The sequence below is a fragment of the Limnobacter sp. UBA3528 genome (assembly GCF_002377005.1).
Classification (GTDB): Bacteria; Pseudomonadota; Gammaproteobacteria; order Burkholderiales; family Burkholderiaceae_B; genus Limnobacter.
In genome coordinates this window covers 92093-112762 of record NZ_DFOZ01000013.1, presented here as the reverse complement: position 1 = coordinate 112762, position 20670 = coordinate 92093, and the positions used below count along the sequence as shown (strand labels likewise).

General features: G+C 53.1%; 24 protein-coding genes. 15 read left to right on the top strand and 9 right to left on the bottom strand.

From position 1 onward, the window contains the following. Window positions 1–153 precede the first annotated feature (153 nt). A complete protein-coding gene (locus B4N58_RS03560; RefSeq protein ID WP_291745833.1) occupies window positions 154–432 on the top strand; it encodes a hypothetical protein in 279 nt (92 codons plus the stop codon). Here the strand turns inward: B4N58_RS03560 and B4N58_RS03555 are convergent. Beyond that, window positions 429–1661 carry a PqqD family peptide modification chaperone gene (locus B4N58_RS03555; RefSeq protein ID WP_291745831.1) on the bottom strand — a complete coding sequence of 411 codons (1233 nt, stop codon included), beginning with the start codon at window positions 1659–1661 and terminating at the stop codon, window positions 429–431. The two genes, B4N58_RS03560 and B4N58_RS03555, sit on opposite strands and share 4 nt — an antisense overlap. 3 nt (window positions 1662–1664) lie before the next feature. Further along, a complete protein-coding gene (locus tag B4N58_RS03550; RefSeq protein ID WP_291745829.1) occupies window positions 1665–1952 on the bottom strand; it encodes a hypothetical protein in 288 nt (95 codons plus the stop codon). Between the two features lie 203 nt (window positions 1953–2155). On the opposite strand from B4N58_RS03550, the gene B4N58_RS03545 reads away from it, so the two are divergent. The 4 genes from B4N58_RS03545 (at window position 2156) to pqqA (ending at window position 4999) form a co-directional block, all read left to right on the top strand. Next, window positions 2156–2830, top strand: coding sequence for a response regulator transcription factor (locus tag B4N58_RS03545; RefSeq protein ID WP_291745827.1), 675 nt, complete (start codon window positions 2156–2158; stop codon window positions 2828–2830). Between the two features lie 9 nt (window positions 2831–2839). After that, window positions 2840–4183 (top strand): sensor histidine kinase, encoded by a 1344-nt coding sequence (locus B4N58_RS03540; protein WP_291745825.1) that lies wholly within the window; start codon window positions 2840–2842, stop codon window positions 4181–4183. After that, a complete protein-coding gene (locus B4N58_RS03535; protein WP_291745824.1) occupies window positions 4180–4836 on the top strand; it encodes a response regulator in 657 nt (218 codons plus the stop codon). Before B4N58_RS03540 ends, B4N58_RS03535 begins: the two co-directional genes overlap by 4 nt. A gap of 88 nt (window positions 4837–4924) precedes the next feature. Then, window positions 4925–4999 (top strand): pyrroloquinoline quinone precursor peptide PqqA, encoded by a 75-nt coding sequence (gene pqqA / locus B4N58_RS03530; protein WP_008247588.1) that lies wholly within the window; start codon window positions 4925–4927, stop codon window positions 4997–4999. 61 nt (window positions 5000–5060) lie between these two features. On the opposite strand, the gene B4N58_RS03525 is transcribed toward pqqA, so the two are convergent. From B4N58_RS03525 to B4N58_RS03515, 3 genes are all read right to left on the bottom strand, one after another. After that, window positions 5061–5540 (bottom strand): hypothetical protein, encoded by a 480-nt coding sequence (locus tag B4N58_RS03525; RefSeq protein ID WP_008247589.1) that lies wholly within the window; start codon window positions 5538–5540, stop codon window positions 5061–5063. 112 nt (window positions 5541–5652) lie between these two features. Then, window positions 5653–6120 carry a hypothetical protein gene (locus B4N58_RS03520; protein ID WP_291715817.1) on the bottom strand — a complete coding sequence of 156 codons (468 nt, stop codon included), beginning with the start codon at window positions 6118–6120 and terminating at the stop codon, window positions 5653–5655. A 3-nt stretch (window positions 6121–6123) separates the two neighbouring features. Further along, complete coding sequence (locus B4N58_RS03515; protein ID WP_291745821.1) at window positions 6124–7233, bottom strand: cytochrome D1 domain-containing protein; 1110 nt, start codon at window positions 7231–7233, stop codon at window positions 6124–6126. A gap of 226 nt (window positions 7234–7459) precedes the next feature. Here B4N58_RS03515 and B4N58_RS03510 point away from each other — a divergent pair, with 226 nt between their 5' ends. Continuing rightward, window positions 7460–8314 carry an alpha/beta hydrolase gene (locus B4N58_RS03510; RefSeq protein ID WP_291745819.1) on the top strand — a complete coding sequence of 285 codons (855 nt, stop codon included), beginning with the start codon at window positions 7460–7462 and terminating at the stop codon, window positions 8312–8314. Here B4N58_RS03510 and B4N58_RS03505 read toward each other — a convergent pair. From B4N58_RS03505 to B4N58_RS03490, 4 genes are read right to left on the bottom strand one after another with little or no spacing between them, the layout of a single operon-like run. Beyond that, a complete protein-coding gene (locus B4N58_RS03505) occupies window positions 8296–9360 on the bottom strand; it encodes an AraC family transcriptional regulator (protein ID WP_291745817.1) in 1065 nt (354 codons plus the stop codon). The two genes, B4N58_RS03510 and B4N58_RS03505, sit on opposite strands and share 19 nt — an antisense overlap. Further along, a complete protein-coding gene (locus tag B4N58_RS03500) occupies window positions 9351–9779 on the bottom strand; it encodes a DUF4149 domain-containing protein (protein ID WP_291745815.1) in 429 nt (142 codons plus the stop codon). Before B4N58_RS03500 ends, B4N58_RS03505 begins: the two co-directional genes overlap by 10 nt. A gap of 33 nt (window positions 9780–9812) precedes the next feature. Beyond that, window positions 9813–10118 carry an addiction module antidote protein gene (locus B4N58_RS03495; protein WP_040512202.1) on the bottom strand — a complete coding sequence of 102 codons (306 nt, stop codon included), beginning with the start codon at window positions 10116–10118 and terminating at the stop codon, window positions 9813–9815. Window positions 10119–10130: 12 nt separating this feature from the next. Further along, window positions 10131–10424: a type II toxin-antitoxin system RelE/ParE family toxin gene (locus B4N58_RS03490; protein WP_291745856.1), complete on the bottom strand. Its 294-nt coding sequence runs from the start codon at window positions 10422–10424 to the stop codon at window positions 10131–10133. A 196-nt stretch (window positions 10425–10620) separates the two neighbouring features. Here B4N58_RS03490 and B4N58_RS03485 point away from each other — a divergent pair, with 196 nt between their 5' ends. From B4N58_RS03485 to B4N58_RS03445, 9 genes are all read left to right on the top strand, one after another. Then, window positions 10621–12174 (top strand): flavin-containing monooxygenase, encoded by a 1554-nt coding sequence (locus B4N58_RS03485; RefSeq protein ID WP_291745812.1) that lies wholly within the window; start codon window positions 10621–10623, stop codon window positions 12172–12174. A gap of 98 nt (window positions 12175–12272) precedes the next feature. Continuing rightward, the gene (locus tag B4N58_RS03480) at window positions 12273–13928 is read left to right on the top strand and encodes an acetolactate synthase large subunit (RefSeq protein WP_291745810.1); all 1656 of its coding nucleotides are present in this window, start codon (window positions 12273–12275) and stop codon (window positions 13926–13928) included. Further along, window positions 13925–15325: an aldehyde dehydrogenase family protein gene (locus B4N58_RS03475; RefSeq protein WP_291745807.1), complete on the top strand. Its 1401-nt coding sequence runs from the start codon at window positions 13925–13927 to the stop codon at window positions 15323–15325. The genes B4N58_RS03480 and B4N58_RS03475 overlap by 4 nt, the downstream gene beginning before the upstream one ends. Window positions 15326–15348: 23 nt before the next feature. Beyond that, on the top strand, window positions 15349–15630 hold the full coding sequence (locus B4N58_RS03470) for a helix-turn-helix domain-containing protein (protein WP_008247601.1): 282 nt from the start codon (window positions 15349–15351) through the stop codon (window positions 15628–15630). A 123-nt stretch (window positions 15631–15753) separates the two neighbouring features. Continuing rightward, window positions 15754–17901, top strand: a complete 2148-nt coding sequence (locus tag B4N58_RS03465; protein WP_291745805.1) for an RHS repeat domain-containing protein — start codon at window positions 15754–15756, stop codon at window positions 17899–17901. A 189-nt stretch (window positions 17902–18090) separates the two neighbouring features. Then, complete coding sequence (locus B4N58_RS03460) at window positions 18091–18309, top strand: hypothetical protein (protein ID WP_291745803.1); 219 nt, start codon at window positions 18091–18093, stop codon at window positions 18307–18309. 139 nt (window positions 18310–18448) lie between these two features. Then, the gene (locus tag B4N58_RS03455) at window positions 18449–19489 is read left to right on the top strand and encodes an RHS repeat-associated core domain-containing protein (protein WP_291745801.1); all 1041 of its coding nucleotides are present in this window, start codon (window positions 18449–18451) and stop codon (window positions 19487–19489) included. Between the two features lie 263 nt (window positions 19490–19752). Next, a complete protein-coding gene (locus B4N58_RS03450; protein ID WP_291745799.1) occupies window positions 19753–20193 on the top strand; it encodes a KAP family P-loop NTPase fold protein in 441 nt (146 codons plus the stop codon). A gap of 176 nt (window positions 20194–20369) precedes the next feature. After that, on the top strand, window positions 20370–20645 hold the full coding sequence (locus B4N58_RS03445) for a DUF6966 domain-containing protein (RefSeq protein ID WP_291745797.1): 276 nt from the start codon (window positions 20370–20372) through the stop codon (window positions 20643–20645). Window positions 20646–20670: the final 25 nt, after the last annotated feature.

The following is a 20670-nucleotide window of genomic DNA, read 5'->3' as shown; positions in this document are numbered from 1 at the left end:
AACAACCTGACGGGTTGTTACATGACCCAGTCTGGCTCCTTGCAGCTTTACTTTTCATCAGTGGAAAGTCGCAGCAAACCCTGCCGTTGGTGGTGGACAAGTCGGTCAGTGTGCCGCAGGCCTTGCGCGATGTGGTGCGTAATCAATATTTCAATGTCAATTCACTGGAATTTTCAAGTGGTGTGCGTTTGGTTTGACTGGGATTACTACTACGATGCTCACCCTGACGTGGTACAGGCTAATATGGACATGGCCACGCACTGGAAAGAGTTCGGCTTTTACCAAGGCCGCGCGGGTAGTTTTCAGTTTGACCCCGTGTTTTACTGGAATACACCCCCCGACCTGCTGCAGGCTTACGGCTCGCCTGGTTTCGGAGATGCGCTTCATCACTGGATTACAGTAGGAAAAGAAGAGGGTTGCTCCCCGCGTTAGTCTGCTGTAACAAAGCCCTGGTCATGCATCAGGGCCAATACCCTTCGCACATCCATTTCAATGTCCCGCAGCTTGGTTTGAACGAATACTTCAGCCAGACTGTGGGCCAGCTCCCTGGCGTTGCCCGGTATTTCAAGCAGCGCCCACACCGCCTGGCCTACCCTGTTCAGGCGCCAAATGGTGTGCTCGCCGGCTTGCCATAAAAAAGCAGACTGACCCACGCGGCGCAAGGCTGCGGTAGGTGCTCGCTTGAATACCTGATCGGGGTCCATAAGCCTGTGAGCTTGGGGCGTTGGCGGCATCCAGTCCTGCGCAGGCTTCACAGGAAGGTCAGGATTAATGCCTTCTTCACCATCAAACGCTTTCCGAAGCAGTTGCACAGCCTCTTCCAGGTTGCTGTAAACCAGTCGAACACAAGTGAGTTTGCCCAGAAGCGCTTGTGTTGCCTCCAAGGCTTTGGCTGGTGATTCAAAGTTGCCCATGTTTTGTTCAAGTGCGTAGAACAAAGCATCGTCCTCGTTCATGGTGTGCAGGCAGGCCGCGGTGTCGGTTTGCCGGTCCAGCACCACGATTGCATCGAGCGGCAGGTGTGTTCCGTTTCCAGCCAGGTTTGTAGTGCACAGGTAGCCATATCGGCTGTCGTTCGGCCCCAGGTGTTGGTTCGCAAACTGCGTGAAATGCTTGCTTGCTTTTGCGGGCAGGGGTAGGCGCAAACGTGGTGCCACGCCCAAGGCCACACCCTCCCCCAGTGGGTTGATGGGCAAGACATCGTCACAGAAAATTTGCAGATCGGGCTCGGCACAAAGCCTTGCAATCAGCGTACTTTTACCTGCCCGCCTGGGGCCTGTAATTGCGATTAGCCGGTTCCCCATGGCAACCGCGCCTGCGTGCAAAGCGATCGGGTTTTGGCTTTCCTCAATATGTGCCTCAAGTACATCGGCCATCAAGGCGCACAATGCGCTGGCTGTGGGTAAACCAAGCAGCGGCTCGTCCAGGTAAACGGATTCAATATCGAATGTAGAGGGATTGTTTTGGTTTTTGCCAACCTTGGTGATGCAGGGGGGTAAGCCGCCATGGCTTTCTGTGACTGTGGACGTGTATTTCCAGCTTGGAGCAAGCTGCGAAATGCCATCCAGCAATGCTGGCTCGTCGGGCAGGAGTACCAGGCCCGCCACACCTTCGAACCTTAACAGAAGGCAGGCGTGGCTTTGTTGAGGTACTGCACTCATCGCTTAGAAGCGAATATAAAACCACGGGCGGCTTACCCGTGAATAGCGGGAATATCGCGAATATCGGCTGGGGCGGGATGGCCGGGAGGAACGGTAGCCCCGGCCATAGCGCGTGTGGTAGCGGTCATATCGGGATGGTCGCGACTTTCGGCTTGGTCTGGAGCGGCTGCCCGCTTGTGCGGTGGCCAAGCCCACCATGGCGGGCGCTGCATACAAGGCACCCACGGCCAGGCCCACTTTGGCCAAAGCGGCACGCCTTGCTTTTACTTTCCCATCGTCTGTGTGTGACATTTTACTTCCCCTGTCAATTTTGGCCGCCTCGAGAATTGCGCCCACCCACTTGAAACGCGGCTGTTTGAAAACTGCTGACAGGATTTTGAGCCGGTTTGCATTCTTTACATAACTAAACATTTCAATTAATAATCGCAGTAACAATTCATATAAAAATTGATTAAAAATCGCCACGCTCCAACCATATTTTTAGGGACAAGGGTTTGAAAAATTTATTGATACTGGAAGACCATCCGACCTCGGCCATGGTCGTTGAGGAAATTATTGCTGCTGTTGTGCCGGGCTTGACTACAAAGGTGGTTGACTCTGTTGAGCAACTTCAGCAAATAGAGCCCTCTGATGTGGATTTGGTGGTCTCCGACCTGGTGTTGCCCAACAGCAAACCTGCTGAGGTAATCGATATGGTGTCACAACGTTTTTCCAGTTCGTTTCGCATATTTTTTACCGCTCTGGGCGATGCGAAAATTGAAAGGCAGGTGGCCAATTCGGGTGCGTTGCTGCTCTCCAAAAGCCAGCATTACAAAGAATTAATGGTTCAGGTTCAAGCTTTCCTGAAACGTGATTCAGTCAACCTGAATTCAATTTCACAACGGAACGAGTTTCAAAGCCTGATTCAAATGCCCGGTAGCCCCAAGCCTTTGACCATCAAACAGGCACAGGTGATGGAACAGGTGTCCCTTGGTAGAACAGGCAAGGAAATTGCAAAGATACTGGGCATGAGTCCCGACACGGTGAATGCCCACATCAAGGAAGCCTTTGGGCGGCTGGGTGTTCAAAACCGTGGCGAGGCGGTAAGCAATTATTCGGTTGCGAGAAAGCTGGCGGCCCGCCTCCACGGGGAGGCTGCACTGGCCCATTTGCAGCCCAACCCCGATTAAACTGTTTGAATGAACCTGAAACGCTATTTGCTGGTGCGGATGATCACCCTGGGCCTGTTGTGCTGGGTGTTGATTTCCGCCTATGTGGTGCTGCGCACAGCCAACGAGGTAGACGATGCCTTGGCCAGCGATGCCACGCGCTTGCACGAGATGGTGGAGTACTCCATGTACAAGCGGCAAATTAATCCCGAAATCGAGGGCTCGCCTGTGCTGGTGGGTAGCCAGTACGGTTTGTTGCTGTCACCTTATTGCATACGTTACGAGGGCTGGAACGGACAGGTGCGGCAAGAGGGTTGTGAGCAGCTGGTACGCCATCCTGTCGAGGCCCAGTTGATGCGCCTTTTGGGTGTACAAATTGAAGCGCAGCCGCGCCCCGTTGGCCTGTGGGGTCAACCGTTTGGCGAGTTGACCATCACTGCCGATCCGCAATTGGTGCTGGCCAAATTCTGGAATACGCTGCGCGACTTGCTGTTGCTGAGCACCTTGATTGTGGCCAGCCTTGCCGCATTGACTTACGTGGTAATTGGCCGTGCCCTGCAGCCTGCCGCAACTTTGGTTGAAAAAATTGATTCAATTGCCATCTCCGAGGACAGCCCGCCGCCTGCGCAACTTCCCGATGTTCAGCCACGGGAGTTTGGCCGTATTGCACAAGGGGTAAACCGCTTGAACGAGCGTTTGTGGCGGCTTACCCAAACCCGCAGAAACCTGATGATGAAGCTGCTGAATGTGCAGGAAGATGAACGGCGGGAGTTGGCCCATTTGGTGCACGCAGATTTGGGCCAGTCCCTGAGCCTGATCGCGGTGAATTGTGCCCAGCTGCGCGCGCAACTGAAAGGTGGCGATACGGAGGTGCAAGAAAAGCTGGAGGAAATCGAGCTGCAAATTGAGGGCGCGTTCGAGCGCATGCGGGCGGTGTTGGTGAACAAGTGCCCGCCTGTGTTGGAAGGGGCTGATCTTGGCATGGCCATTCAAGACCTGTGTACCCGCTGGGAAATTAATGCGGGCAGCGGCTGGACGGTGAACCTGAATCTGGAACCTGCTGCCTTGAACAGTTTGGACCAAGACCGCGCCCTGTGTGTTTACCGTACCGTGGAAGAGTGCCTGGCCAATGTGCGGCGGCACGCAGCGCCGGGGGCGCCCGTGAATGTGGGCTTGGCATTGCAGGCCGGTGTGCTTGAACTGTGTGTGGAAAATTGCTTGCCCCAACCGGTTGAAACGCAGGTGCCATCGGGCGGCATGGGCTTGAACTTGCTGGCTGAAAGGGTGAGGGTGCATGGTGGTGTATTCAAAGCCCAGGTTGAAGAAAACCGGTTTGTGGTGTCTGCCCGTTTTCAACAAAAAGGTACTTCATGAACAACGCTGATCTCCGTATTTTGCTGGTGGATGACCACGCCGTGGTGCGTGCCGGTTATCGGCATTTGTTGGAAACACAAGGTGGTTTCAAGCAGGTGCGTGAGGCTGAAAACGCGCAGGAGGCCTATGCCGCTTGCCAGAAAGACTTGCCTGCGCTGGTGATTTGCGACATCAGCATGCCAGAGCCGGTGGGCTTGAACCTTGTTCAGCGGGTGTTGGGGCGTTGGCCTGAGGTGAAATTTCTGATGTTCACCATGCACAATTCAATCGAACTGGCGCGTGCGTGTATGGACGCTGGCGCAAAAGGTTATGTCACCAAAAGCAGCCGGCCCGAAGTGCTGTTGCGCGCCATCGGTGAGGTGTTGGCTGGCCGTACTTTCATAAGCGCCGACTTGTCACGTTTGATGGCGCTCTCGCGTCTGCGCGACAACCGGGGCGGGCTTGATGAATTAAGCAGCCGCGAGTTCGAAGTGCTGTGTTTGCTGGTTGCCGGGCAGTCGGCTGAGCAAATTGGCGAGTTGCTTTTTTTGAGTGCAAAAACCATTCACAACATTCATTACCAAATCAAAAAGAAATTACAGGTTAGTAATGATATTGAACTGACCAAACTTGCGATTGCCTGGGGATTGACCAGCCCTTCAATCACGCAGTAAAGTCGGGCAATATTCCTGAGCAGGTCTCAGTACACTTCTTAAATGGCAAGTTTGCTTGCCAGTACTCAACAACGATGGAGAAGTAGACATGAGCTGGACCACACCACAATTCGTAGACATGCGTTTCGGTTTTGAAATTACCATGTACATTGCCAACCGTTAATTGTTTTTCGGTTGTTGCAGTATCAAGAAAGGAAGGCCAAGCAGAGTTGGCTTTCCTTTTTTTATGCGCGGCGCAGTTGCTCGGCTGAGCTCAGGGTCAGTTTCAAACCCTGTTCAAGCAGGGACCTGGCAATGTTTTCATCGCCAAAGCCATAAGGTGAAGCGGGGGCGTGATCGTACAGAAGGCCAAGGTAAAGGTAGGCGGCCCCGTCATTGGGTGCCAGTGCAATGGCACGTTCCAGGGAAGCTTTGGCGTGGGCTTGAAACTGCAGCGCACACAGGCCTCCCAATGATTTCGCGTAACCTGTCAGCACAATACCGTTCCAAAGTAGAACCTTTGAATCATTTGGGTATTGGTGTGCCAATTCTTGTGTGGTTTCAGCCAAGTGGCACAACATGGCGTCGCGGGTGCGGCCAAAGTCGCAGCGAAGTGCTTGGGCCCAAGCAGCCTGGACCGCCTCAATACTATTGCCCGGTGCGGTCTCGGCATTCGTTGGGCTGCTTGCAATGCCCCTGTCGATGACATTAAATACGCGTCTCATAGGTGACTCCTAAACGACGTTAATCACATAAAGGTGTTGCATAGTGGCAACCGTTTCATTGATTAACGCGGAAAATTCGTTTAGGAGTACAAAGGATTGAGTTTTTGTAGCTTTAGTTGATCTTGACGGTTCCTTTCATGCCTGCTTCTGCCTCAGACTGTCTGGAAAACAGGTCGTTGAAGTTGCCTGTCCTTATCGGAACAAACCACCACTGAACGGTCTGCCCCGGATACACTTCGACCCGCCGTACCGGACCGTAAATTTCGGCCAACGGTGTTTCACTGGCAGATCCGAGTACAACAACCTTGCGCGTGTATACCGAATCTGCAAGGCCATTGGAACCAAAGTAATAGGACTTTTCGCCTTTGTTGTGAATGTTTAAAACTGTCAGGGTGCCCGTTTCAAACTGCAGGGTGGATGGTGAAAATTTTTTCTCACCAGCCTGGTTGCTCAACTCTACAGTGAAGTACACAGGCTCCTGTTTGGTCAAATCTCCCGCAGCAAAAGCAATATGGCTCGCGCTGTTGAACAGTAAACCAGTGACCAGAATCGAGCCTGCAACAATCAACGAGCGTTTCATCGCTTACCCCGGTATATCCAGCGATCCCACCGATTTCGGCGACACCATCACACCCCAAGGCATGTTGCCTTCGGGAATGTCTTTGATCACATTGCCGGTGGCATAGTCCAACACCAAAATGTTGTTGCTGCGGCCGCAGGCCACAATCAGCTGCTTGTCATCGGGTGTAAAGCTGAAGTGCCAGCAACGCTCGCCCACCGGCATTTCACGTTTTAGCTCAAGCGTTTTTGCATCGAACACTTGAATCGCTTTACCACGTGCCAGGGCCACCACAATCTCGGAACCATCGCGGGTGTAAGTGACGCCATAGGGTACCTCGCCCGTGGCCGCTTCATTGATCACATTGTAGTCTTTGTCCAGAATCAACATTTTGTTGCCGTATTCCAGGGTGACTACAAACTGCTCGCCATCGGGTGAACGCTTCACGCCGCGTGGGCGAATACCGTAGCTTTCGGTGTCGATCTGCTTGATCTTCTCACCGGTTTCAATGCTGTGTACAGACACGTTTTCATCGGCCTCATTGGTCACGATGATGTGTTTCCCATCGGCTGAAAACTCAATGCCTTCGGTCTCGAAGCCAGCCGTGATTTCCTTGATTTTCTCGCCTTTTACCAGGTCGATGATTGCAACTTGGGCAGGCAGTTCATCACCTTCCTCGCGTTCTTTTTCAATGGCTTTGGCTTCTTCCGATCCTGGTTTTGGAGGTGGCCCGCCTTTGGACGCTGGCTCGTAAGCCACAAAGGCCATGTTGCCCAATACGCGGACAAATTCAGGGTTGATGCCCACGGGCACCCGGCGCACCACTTGCCCGGTGGCTGTGTCAACGATCGCAAGGTCCTTCGTTTCCTTGACGGCCACAACCAGCAGTTTTCCGTCGTCGGTCAGGCCCACACCACGGCCGCCTTCACCCACATTGATCTCGCCCACTTTGGAATAATCTGCCAGCGAATAAACGGTCACAGGACCATCCTGGTGGGTCACATAGGCCACCGCTTGGGGCGCAGCCTGTTCAATCGGTGCTGCAGCTTCCGGGGCAACTGTTTCTTCTTTTTTGGAGCAGGCCGCCAATGCCACGGCCAACCCTAGCGCAATCGCGCTTGTTTTGAATTTCATGTTCTTGTCCTCTTCCTGCTAATCGGTTCAACGCTACGGAAGTTTCCCTGTTTTGTCCCGGGAAGATTTCCTGAAATATGACCTGTCATTGTGACAGGTCATGTGGGCAATTCCTTCCAAACGTTGATTTAACGCCATTTCTGCAAGCACTTTGAACCTTTGTGACAGTTTGGTTTCAATACACTGTGTAGTGTGACCAGTAACCATTTTGTAAAGAAGTGCAGCCATGAAGTATGTTCAAGAAAAACAAGCCCGTTTAGGCGAGTCGCGTTTGGTGCCACGTGTGGCGCTGTCTGCCTCCATGGGTTTTGCGGCGTATTGGACCTACCTCTACTTCAGTCAAACCAAACACATTTTCAGCCCGGCTTTAAAGCACCACGATGTGCTGACTCACCATGCGCACGAGTTCACCGAATTGCGTCTGCACGTGGCGCCCGGCGTTGAGCTGGAAGGTTGGGTACGCATGCCTGCAGGCATGGGCGGTGCGGGCAGCAAGGCACCTTGTGCCGTTTACTTTGGTGGCCGTAGCGAAGACGTTCGCTGGCTGTTGAACGAAGCGCAAGGTTTCAAGAATTTACCCCTGGTATTTTTCAATTACCGCGGCTATGGCAATTCCCAAGGTACGCCAATGGAAAAGAATTTGGTGGCCGATGCACGGGTTATTTACAAATGGGTGGCCGAGCAACCCTGGTGTGATCGCAATCAGATTTCCGTGATCGGGCGTAGCCTTGGCACAGGGGTTGCCATGCAACTGGCTGCCAGTACGCCGGTGCATAAGCTGGTCTTGTTTACCCCATACGACAGCTTGATCAGCATTGCCAAAAAGAAAGTGCCTTTGGCGCCAGTGTCACTGTTGTTGCGCAGCAAATTCAAATCGAATGAATGCGCTGCGAATGTGCGCAACCCCACCTTTGTGTTGCTGGCTGAAAATGATGAAGTGGTACCTCATGATTCGTCATTGCGCCTGATGCAGCATTTCGCTGTAAAACCTTTGGTGGCCACCGTGAAAGGCACTGACCATGTCAGCTTGCCGCATGATATCGATGCGCAAGGCTTGGTCAGTCATTTCTTGACGACGTAGTTCACCCACTCCCGGTATTCACTCGGAGTTTTGCCAGTCAGTTTTTTGAATGCCCGGGTGAAATTGGCACGGTCTTGGTAGCCCACACGTTGTGCAATTTCATCCACATTCAATTTGCTGGTTTCAAGCAGCAGACAAGCATCACGTTGAATCACCTCGCCCAGCAAATCAGTGAAGTTGCACCCTTCATTTTGTAGCTTGCGCTTGAGTGTGCGCACCGACATGTGCAGTGTCTCGGCCATGTCTTCAAGCTGCGGGTAGCGGCCCTCCCGGCAAATCAGCAGGTTCTTCACGCGACCGCTTAAGTTGTCACCCAGGCCCAGCGCAATCAATTCCTGCTCGCATTGCTGAATCACCATTTGCGCCGTGCTGGCATTGGCTGTGGGCAGGGGCAGGTCGAGCCACTTGGCGGGTATTCGAATTTGATTGCCCGCAGCATTGAAACGGCACTTGGGCAGGCTGCTGGCATAACTGGCGTAGTAAGGTGGCTCGGGCCAATCAAACCAAAGCTCAATGCCGCTTGCTTCACGTGCGCTGCCCATCGGGTTGAACAGGCTTTCAAACAGCCGCCACACTTCAACCACAAAATTTTCAATTGCGAATTTGCGCACGGGTTCAAGGGGCATGGCTTCGCGCACGTGGCACGTTAGGGTGCGTTCGTCTTCACTGGTGTCTATGGTGTAGAAGGGCACTTTGGTGGGCAAAAAGCGAATACCCAGTTCAATGGCCTCACGCAGGGTTGCACAACTCATCAAACCAAAACCGATCATGCCCGCTTTGGTCAGGCTGCTTTGCAAGCCCATGTCGATGGCAATGTGTTCGCTTTGAAACAGCGCCAGCAAATTCATCACGATGATGCCATGCTGGGCAGCGGCGATGCGGCTGTTGGGCACTTGTAACTGGGCCAGTGTCAGCCCGCTGTGTTGCAGAATTTGCTCGGCCGCAAAGCCGCGTTGCACTGCATAGTTCACGAAAAACAGCGGGTAGGCTTGTGCCACTGTGGTTTGTTCCAGCAGCCGAAGCTGCGGAAGGTCTTTCAGTTCCATGCCCAGTAAACCAGGGTGGCTGCAGCCACCAGCAATTGCACACTGTTGATGATCACGCTAAGCCGGTGCTTGCGATTGAATTCAGCACCGGCTGCTGTGTCCCCAGCCAGTTCCCGGTCGCGAAGTTCATTGATTTGGAGCATCAGAATTTGCCGTGTGTACACGCTGGCCAAGCCGACCAACGCCGATGGAAACAACACCCAAAAGCCGCCACCGGAAAGCCCTGCAAAAATGGCACTGAGAAAGCCAAACACGATCACGTACAGGTAGTACCAGGGAAACACGGCTCGAATGAACGGTCCCGCCTGTTCCATGGGCAGCTTGGTGAACACCAGTGGCGCGAACAAAGCCGAGAAGGCCAGAATACCGCCGAACAAACCACCCAGGGCCAAGGTTGTTAGTGCTTGAAACCATTCCATGTTGTACTCCTTTGCTGCTAATTTGATGTGTGGTCAGTGCATGGCTTGTGCCACGAGTTTGACTCCAAATGCAGAGCATACTTTGGCCACAGTCTCGAATCGTGGGGACGCATTATTTCTAAGCGCTTTGTAAAGTGCTTCTCGGGTGATTCCCGTGCATTTGGCGACATCGCTCATACCTTTGGCACGAGCGATATCGCCCAAAGCAGCGGCAAGCAACGCAGGGTCGTTGCTTTCCAGAATGTCCGTTAAATAGGCTGCAATAGTTTCTGGGCTGTCCAAATGCTCGGAAATTGAAAAGTTTTCAATCTCATTCAGTTCCAATTTTTCGGTTCTCATTGGTTCGACTCTCTATTTAATTGCTGAGGAAAGATCTTTCGCTCTCTTTATGCCTTTGGTCTGGGTACGTTTGTTTCCACCGCACAACAGCACAATTAGATCTCCATTGCGTTCAGTGAAATACACTCTCCAACCTGCTCCAAGGTGAATGCGAAGTTCATACACCCTCTCGCCGACAGTTTTTACATCGCCTTTCAGGCCTAACTCTATTCGTCGAAGTCGGCCAAGAATTGCACCCTTCAGCAGTTTGTCATCAAGCGATTCGAGCCATTGGCTGAATTCTGGCAGGCTTTTTATTTTGTACATCAACAATTAATTGTAATCGATCGATTACAAATTTAATAGAGTATATGGAGGCATTCAAGTAACCTGCCAGATTCATCAGTTCAGTCTTTGTGGCCCAAATTGACTCCAAAGTAGTCACTTTTCACACTCACGCCTGTTGCACCCAAGCCCCTACACTGCACTTCATCGAAAACCAACACAACACGAGACACACCACATGGCCAGCTCAAAGAAAGAAGCACAAAACATTCTCGAAGTAGCAATCGTCGGCGCAGGCGTTTCCGGCCTGGGCATGGGTATTCAATTGCTGAAAGCAGGAGAAACCAATTTCAAGATTTTCGACAAGGGCCACGATGTGGGCGGCACCTGGCGCGATAACACTTACCCAGGTTGCGGTTGCGACGTCAAAAGCAGCCTGTACAGCTACTCCTTCGAGCCATGGGCCGAGTGGAGCAACAGCTACGCCAAACAGGGCGAAATTTACAAATACCTGCGCCACTGCGCCACCAAGTACGGCGTGTATCCCTACATTCAATTCAACACCAGCATTACTGGTTCTGTGTTCGATGAACAAGCCGGCTTGTGGAACATCACCACAGCCGATGGCAAAACCATTCAGGCCCGCAATGTGGTCACAGCGGTGGGCCCGTTCAGTGCACCCAAGGTTGCAGAATTCAAAGGCGCCGAAAAGTTCAAAGGCAAAACCGTGCACACAGCGGCGTGGGATCATTCCGTAGAGCTCGAAGGCAAGCGTGTCGGCCTGATTGGTACTGGCGCCACTGCCGTTCAGGTTGGTCCTGCCATTGCTGACAAGGTGAAAAACCTGGTGGTGTTTCAGCGCACGGCCAACTGGATCATGCCGCGCCCCGACCGCAACATTGAAGAAGCCGAAAAAGCACTGAACCGCAAAACCCCGCTGAACATGAAAATGAACCGTTTGGGTGTTTACTGGTTCAATGAATTGACCGCGCCATTTTTGATTTTGAAGTACGACATGTTCAAGGCTCAACCCGAGAAAATGGCCAGCAGCTACCTGGCTCGCAAGGTGAAAGACCCTGAACTGCGCAAGAAGCTGACCCCCACGTTTAAGTTCGGGTGCAAGCGCGTTCTGGTCAGTTCAGACTGGTACCCCACCATGCAAAAAGAGCATGTGCACCTGGAAACCAATGCCATTGATTGCATCACCGAAAAAGGCATTCGCACCGCCGATGGTGTGGAGCATGAACTGGATGTGATCATTTACGCCACCGGCTACGAAGTGCGCCACACAGGTTCGCCAATCGATGCCAAAGGCATTGGTGGCGCAAGCTTGAATGACAAGTGGAAAGACGGCTCGGAAGCCTACCAAGGCATTTCAACGGCCGGTTTCCCCAACCTGTATTTCCTGGTGGGCCCGTTCACAGGCCCGGGCCACACCTCGGTGATTGCCTATGCAGAGGCGCAAATTGGCTATGTGATTCAAGCGATCAAACTGCGCCAAAAGCGCAAGCTGAAAGCAATCTCGGTGAAGCCCGAAGTAGAGCAGAAGTTCGTGAACACCATGGACTTCCGCAGCGAACACACCGTGTGGAAAAGCGGTTGCGCCAGTTGGTACCTAAGCCCCAATGGCCGCAACAACACTTTGTACCCCGGCTTGAACGCTGAATACCGCATGCGCATTGCACGCTTTAACCCGGCTGAATATGTGCTGACCGGCCCCAACGGAAAAACCGTAAAGCCCAAGGTAAGCGACCACATCAGTACGGGCTTGATGGCACTGAAGGCTGCCTGATTGGGTGTGTAGGCAAGTTACTACCCAGAATGGATAAAGGTATTGATATTGAAATCTAAGAGGAAGACACTGGTCGTTCACTATTCAGGAGAACGACCATGTCGACCCAAGGCACCAAAGCATCCGACCTATTTGTTCAAGCCCTGGAAGCAGAAGGCGTAAAACACATATTCGCAGTGCCGGGCGAAGAAAACCTCGACATGGTAGAAAGCCTGCGCAACAGCAGTATCAAGCTGGTGCTGACCCGCCACGAACAAGGGGCCGGTTTTATGGCTGCTACCTATGGTCGCCTCACTGGCCGCGCCGGCGTGTGCATGGCCACCCTTGGCCCAGGTGCAACCAACTTCACCACCCCCGCTGCTTATGCGCACCTGGGTGCATTTCCGCTCATCATGATCACCGGGCAAAAGCCCATCAAGAAGTCCAAACAAGGCCAGTTTCAAATTATCGATGTGGTCAATCTGTTTGCGCCAATTTGTAAAATGAGCAAGCAAATTGTTCATGGCAACAACATTCCTGCTCTGGTTCGCGAAGCATTTCGTATCGCCGAAGAAGAACGCCCCGGTGCCGTGTTACTCGAGTTGCCCGAAGACATTGCCGCCGAGCCGACCACCGCATCGATTATTCCCCGCAGCGAGCGCCACTATGCCGTGGCCGACGAAACAGTGCTGAACGAAGCCGTTTCAATGATCCGCTCGGCCCGCATGCCCTTGGTGTTGCTGGGTGCCGGTGCAAACCGCAAACAGGCCAGGCTGGCTTTGCAAGAATTCATTGAAACCACAGGCATTCCGTTTTTCAGCACGCAAATGGGCAAGGGTGTCGTGGATGAAGGCTCGCCCCATTTTCTGGGCACCGCCGCTTTGTCTGATGGCGACTACCTGCACTGCGCCATTGAGCGGGCCGACCTCATTGTCAATGTGGGTCACGATGTCGTTGAAAAGCCGCCGTTTTTCATGGCCCATGGCGGCAAGAAAGTAATTCACGTGAATTACCGTTCGGCCAAAGTAGACCAGGTGTATTTTCCGCAATGCGAAGTGGTGGGCGATGTGGCCCGCTCTGTGCAAAAGCTGACCCAGAAAATTGGCGGCAAAGTGGTGTGCGACCTGGCCTACTTCAACCGCATTCGGGACGAAGTCGAGCTGCACATCAAAGAGGGTGCAGACGACGACCGCTTCCCAATCATTCCCCAACGCTTGGTTGCCGAAACCCGCCGCGCCATGGGCGCCAAAGACATCATTGCGCTGGACAACGGCATTTACAAACTGTGGTACGCCCGCAATTACAAAGCTTACGAGCCCAACACCGTGCTGCTTGACAACGCTTTGGCCACCATGGGTGCCGGTTTGCCCTCGGCCATGATGGCTGCCATGTTGTACCCCGACCGCCGGGTGATGGCCATTTGTGGCGACGGCGGCTTCATGATGAACTCGCAAGAAATTGAAACCGCTGTGCGCCTGAAGATGAACCTGGTCGTTACCATTTTGAATGACAGTTCTTACGGCATGATCCGCTGGAAGCAAGAGCACGCAGGCTTTGCCGATTGGGGGCTTGAGTTTGGCAACCCCGACTTCGTGAAGTACGCCGAAGCCTATGGTGCAACCGGTCACCGCGTTTGCAGCGCCGCAGAGCTGGTGCCCACCTTTGACCGGGCTTTCAAAGCCGGGGGTGTGCACATCGTAGACGTGCCGGTGGACTATTCTGAAAACAAACGTGTGCTGATCGACGAATTGGCCGCAAAGGTGTGTTTGATATGAGCAACTCGGTAAACAGCGCCACTCTTGAAGTCGTCAACCCCTTCGATCTGAAGCCCATTGGCGAAGTGGGTTTGGTCGACTGGCCCACCATCGATGGTTGGTTGAATACCGCCAGCCAACTCCACAAAACCCGCGCCAACTGGTTGCCCATGCACCAGCGCATCGCCATTCTGAAAAAAACCGCGCAGTTGATGCAGGGCCGGTTCGATGAGCTCGCCTTTCAAATTGCCAACGAGGGCGGCAAACCGCTGATGGACGCCAAGGTCGAGGTAACGCGGGCCATCGACGGTGTTGAGTTGTGCATCAAAGAATTGGGCCACCTTACTGGCACGGAAATTCCAATGGACCTGACCGCGGCGGGCTCAGGCCGCATGGCATTCACCACCCGCGAGCCCATTGGCCCCGTGGTGGCGGTGTCCGCCTTTAACCACCCTTTGAATTTGATTGTGCACCAGGTGGGGCCGGCCATTGCCACGGGTTGCCCGGTGCTGGTAAAGCCAGCCAGTGCCACCCCCCTAAGTTGCCAGGCCTTTGTGAACATGCTCTACGAGGCAGGCCTGCCTGAAGAATGGTGCCGCTTCGCACCTTGTAAAAGTGACGTGGCCGAGCAAATGGTGACCGACCCCCGAGTGGCATTTTTCAGCTTCATCGGCTCGGGTGCAGTGGGCTGGCGGCTAAAAAGCAAATTGGCACCTGGCACACGCTGTGCGCTTGAGCATGGCGGTGTGGCCCCGGTTATAGTCGACGACTGTGCCGATTTTGAAGCCATGATCCCGGCCTTGGTCAAGGGCGGTTTTTATCATTCCGGGCAGGTTTGTGTCAGTGTGCAGCGGGTTTACGTGCCCGAGGACATGGCCACTGCCTTGGCGCAAGCCATTGCCGACAAGGCCTCGAAGCTCAAAGTAGGCAACGCCATTCTGGCCGATACGGAATGCGGCCCACTCGTCAACCCGAATGAAGTCAAGCGCGTTGAGCACTGGGTTAATGAAGCTGTAGCAGCCGGTGCGCAGGTGTTGTGTGGTGGCCAGCGGTTGGGCGACACAAGTTACTCGCCCACCGTGCTTTTAAATCCACCCCGCGATGCCAAGGTCAGTACCCAAGAAGTGTTTGGCCCCGTGGTGTGTGTTTACGGTACCGAATCGCTGACCGATGCAATTGCGCAGGCCAACAGCCTGCCGGTGGCGTTCCAGGCTGCGGTGTTTACCCAAAAGTTAAAAGTGGCCATGCGTTGTGTGCGCGAAATCGACGCTACTGCAGTCATGGTCAATGATCACACTGCGTTTCGTGTTGATTGGATGCCATTTGCAGGTCGTCGGCAGTCGGGTTACGGGGTTGGCGGTATTGGCCATACCATGCACGACATGACGCAAGAAAAAATGGCGGTCATCAAGTTGTAATTACCGAGTAAATTCAAAACACTATGGCACTGAAAAAAGTAAATCTGAGTGACGTCACCGTGCTGATCCGCACGCGCAGGCGAGAATTGGGGCTCACCCAAAAACAATTGGGCGAGAGGCTTGGTATTGATCAGCGCACCGTGTCTTCTCTGGAGAAGAATCCGGGGTCGATCAGCGTGAACCGCCTGTTCGCTGTGCTGGATGCCTTGCAGGTCAGCCTGTATTCCTCCACCGATCCCCGCGATGAAAGCAGCCTGGCCCGCCTAACTGTCGACCAGCTTTTCCGAAACGCAAAAATAGTCTGAACCTCACTTTTTGAAGGCCGGGTGCTCACCCCATCACCCGGTAGTCATCACCCAAACTGATTCAATTCGCCGAAATCCAGGCTGGCAAGTAACTTCGCACGGTTATTCGCCCGCGCTGCTTTCATGGATTTCGTTCAAATTCCCGTTTTTGGTCAATCGGTAAAGCCTGGTTTGGGGCTGCGTTTTCGTGGCAACTATTGGGCGTTCTTCGAAAAACGCACCGAACTGTCACCCTGGTTGGCCTTGCACCGCGAGTCGATCAATGACACTGAACTCGATGAACTAATGCTGCATGGGTTTCCGCGCACGCGCACCGGCGAAACCGTCGATTGCAAAGTGCTGACCCACTTTGGCCTGGTGCAGGGCGACTTGTATGCCGATGGTTTTTTCGTGGGCCGTAGCGAAAGGCAGCGTACAGCAGCATTCACGGGCGATTTGCTGGTGGTGAAAATACCGCTGACAGCCAACCCGCAAAAAGACCTGCTCAACCCCAACAGCATTTACTGGACAGGCGAAGCGAAACTGCGGGCCCACGCCGCTGGCAGCACTGAATACGAACGCGGAAAAGCACTGGTTGAAATGGCCACTATTTTGCTGGCCCGCTGGCGCGAGCATGACGCACAAAACCTTGAGTTCAAAACGAAAAACCGTATTCATGAACTGTGGGAAGAAGGCAAAGCCGTAGGGCAGGGCGCTGGCGCCGCTGCCATGGGTTTTATCGAAGGTTTGTGGAGCTTGATCAAGATCAGTGTTGAGTTCACTGTGAATGCGGTAAAAGCCACCTGCAATGGGCTTGAAACCCTGATCAATTCCAACTTTGCGCAAATTCAGCAAATGTTGGTGGGTGCGGGCATGGCGACCTACAACACCGCGCAAGAAATGATCGCTGCCCTGAAAGAAGGCATGCGCCTGTTCAACCTGATTGGCTCCGATCGCCTGTTGCGCACAGGTCTGTGTGAATTTCTGGACGGCTATTCCGAAAGCGTGCCCCACCTGCGGCGATTGCGCAACGCAGCCACCGTGGTGGTAGCCATTGGTATTGAAGTGTTGTTGGCCTTGGCTACTTTCGGCGGAAGCCTTGCCGTGGGCTTAGCGCGAGTGGGTGCAAGGGTTGCAAACGGTGCCAGCAAAGTGGGGCCATTCACAGTGGCGGCAATTCGCCACCTGGCCAACTACGCCAAAGCAGTTGAAAAGGCGCAGGCCTCCAAACTGCGTGCAGTCGATAGTGCGCCCCCCAGCAACCGATCTTCAAAAAACAGCACCACCACCGCGGCGGCAAAGCCAGCTGAGCCCGGCAAACCGGCAGCGAGCAATACACAGGGTGCAAACACACCCAAGGTGGCCGACACCAAAACAGCTGGCGAGCCCATCAGCATGGTCAATGGTGAAGAATTGCTTCAACTGCTCGATTGTTCCATGCCCGGCCTGGTGGGCTTGAATTGGCAGCGTACTTACCGCAGTAGCCTGGCCGAGCAGGGCTTCAATGTGGGGCTGGGAGTGGGTTGGGCGCACCCCTTAAGCCAGCACCTGCTAGCCCAGGCGGGTGCACTGGAAAGCAGCCTGAACTACATCGATGAAGAAGGCCGCACCGTTTACTTCAAGCCTTTGAATGTGGGCCAAAGCTGCACCAACACCAGTGAATTTTTAAGCCTGACCCGCACTGCAGAAAAAGCCTACCGCCTGCAAGCCAGCAACGGTCTGGGTTTGGCCTGGCACTTTGAACAACTTGAAATGGCGCAGGGCAGCGAACCCACGCAAAACGAAATACAGCGCTTCTCGCTGATTCGCATTGAAGACGCTTTTGGCAATGCACTTGCAATCGACTACACGCACGGCATGCCCACCCACCTGCACAGCAGCCAAAGCAGTTGGGTATTGGGTTACAACGAACAAGGCTTGCTTGCACAAATTGCCCAACTGGCCAAAGTTTATTCAGCAGACGAAACCGACACCGCCCTTGAACAAAACCAATCGGGTTTGAATCAACTGGTGCTGGTGCAATACCGCTACAACCCACAGGGCCAGCTTGCGGCCGTAACCGATGCCGCAGGCTTTGAAGAACAGTACGCCTACAACAAACGCAATGTGCTGGTTCAGCGCACGCTAAAAAGCGGCTACAACATTTACTTTGAATGGGAGCAGGCGGGCGAACACTCCCGCTGTGTTCGCCAGTGGGGTGACCCCATTGAAGGCAAGCCCACCTACCACTACCGGTTTGAATGGGATATTCATGGCACGGCCACCAACGTTGCCATGGATAACTACTTTTAAACCCGCACAGGGAACATGGATAACTGAGGGGATTGCTTCGCCTCAAACCGGTGTGACCGGTGAGTTTAGGCCTGGTGGTGCTTATCAAGGACTTATTGATGTCAAGAACCTTCCGAATGCATCGGTCGTGAGAACAGATTTATTGCCTAAAGGTTGGTGACTGTGGATACAGCGCAATTAGAGTCTCTCGTGCTTAGCTTGATTGAGTTTTCGGAGATGCGATCCGATAATCAAGGGTTGGTTGTATATAGAAATATCCTGACGAGGATAGACCAATGTGGAGATGGTAACGAGCTAAGTGGAGTCATCGAACTTCTCAAGAAAGCATTGGCAGGAATGGAGGCGCACGGATATTTTTCTGATAAAGAGTTGGTAATTGTGGATCAAATAAAAAAAATCAATGAATAGGCGTTGGGAGACCATTGCTGATCTTGATGGTTTAGACCACAGACCTTCGTGAAGGTCGTCCACGCTGGGGGCCCTGCTGAAAGCCGAGCACAGCGACGGAGAAGAAGCTACATACGCCCACAACCCGCAAGGTAGGTTAGTGGGGCAAGTCAACCGCCGAGCCAACGCAGTTGAGATTGCACCCACAGTTTCCAGAAGGCGCTACCGCTGCAACGCCCAAAACCAGCTTGTTGAAGTGAACGTGGCGGGGGTTGTAACCCGCTACACCTACGACGCACTGGGCAGGCGGATTAGTAAAACCACCGAACCCGGTGCACAGCAAAGCACCATCAGCACAACTACGTTTTACTGGAATGGTGATGTGCTGCTGGGTGAAATCAATGAGGGCGTGAGCAGCACCAGCCGCACTTATTTGTTTGAACCTTTCGGCTTCAAACCGCTGGCCTTGGTGCAACACGGGCAGGTTTACCACTACCACACCGACCACATCGGCACTCCGCGAGAAATTACCAACGCCCGCGCAGAAGTGGTGTGGTCCGGCACCTTCAAAACCTACGGTGCGCTGGCCCTGGCCCACGTGAACGAAGTGGACAATCCACTGCGGTTTCAAGGTCAGTATTACGACGAAGAAACGGGGCTACACTACAACAGGCACCGATACTTCGACCCCAAATGCGGGCAGTTCACCACGCAAGACCCCATTGGTTTGCTGGGTGGAATGAACGCCTACCAGTACGCACCGAACCCGATGACGTGGGTGGATCCGTGGGGGTTGTTATGCAAGGAAGGATCAGATAGGGTTAAACGAAATGTCGACGAGAGCAGACGTGCAAGAGAGTCGTCTAGATTTAATGAATATTCTGATCGCGAGTGGCCACCCAACCGAGGTTTTGAATCTACGCCTGAACCTAAAGTGTTGATGCCCGGAGAAAGAATTGACCGGTATGGCTCACCTTACGGTACATATACCTCCCCTGAGGGGACTCCGTATAGGGCTAGGGCACCAAAGCCAGGAACCGATTTAAAGCCCTACTCAGTGTATGAAGTCACTCAACCGATTGAAGTCAGGTCTGGTTCGGCTAAACCTTGGTTTGGTTACGAGGGGGGAGGTATGCAATATGAAATGTCTCAAAGCATGAAAGATCTTGAGGCGGCGGGGAAAATAAAAAGGGTCAATTAACATGAATTTGGAAAGTCTACGTCTTCATCTGAAGAATCTTGGGATTTCTAAAAGTCGGTACAGTCTTGATGGCGGAGTTCCAAATGAGAAATTATGTTTGGAGGTATCTGAAGATGGTACTTGGCACATTTATTACTCAGAGAGAGGAGGCAAAACCACAATGTCCTACTGGCGAGAGGAGGCTGCAGCATGCCAAGAATTTTTGAAGCTTCTGCTGGGAGAGTGAATGAACTTTAATCGCCCCAACTGCAATCAGAATATCAATGATAGCGCTCTACTCCGACCGTCCTAGTTCATACCCGCAGGACGATCTGTTCGGTCACGCCCCGTTTGCCGAAAGCCTTGCCAATAGCATTTGTCGTTACCCAGGCGATGATGGCTTGGTACTAGCTCTCTATGGCCAGCGGGGCTCTGGAAAGTCTACGGTCCTGAGTTATGTACGGCATTTCCTGGAACAGCGCTCAGAAGCTGAACAGCCTGTCATCGTGACTTTCAATCCGTGGTGGTTTTCTGGCCAGGAAAATCTTGCACGCGCTTTTCTTGGGCAGTTGCATGCCATGTTGCCCACTAAGAGCGAGAAGTTCAAGAAGCTCGGCGATCTGTTGGGTGATTTTGCCGGAGGCGTTGGTGGACTCATCGACCTGAGTGGAATGACCGGCGTTGCGGGCAGCCTTGTTCAAGCGCCTCGACGAGATTCTTTGTGACACCCCAGACGGCTTGTTCGATCAATCCTATTGGACACTACCATCCACGCTGGGCGCGTGGCTTCGCAGGGTGGGCACTATGTGGGAGGTACCCAGAAAATCGTAATTTAGAAGCCTTGGTTGATTGATGGAGTTGAAGTTTTGGAAAGTTGGCCTTTAAAGTAATTGAGATAAAAATGAAAAGTACAGAATTGATCTTGCAACAGCTTATAACTCTGCTCGAGAAGTCAGAGGAAACCAATTGGTCAGCATCCTTGCGATCTTTGATGTTGGCTTTGAGTCAGTGTGCAAACGATTCTGAAAGAAACTACGTTAGAAGCCAACTCAAAAGTATTTTTGGAGGAATGGGCTCATTTTCAGATCTCGTTCTTTATAAAAATGCCAAGGTTTTGGTTGTCGAGAATAACCAGTTAGAAACATTAAGACGGGCATTATTCGAATCTTTGAAATGAAAAAATCTGATTGATGCGTGTCAAT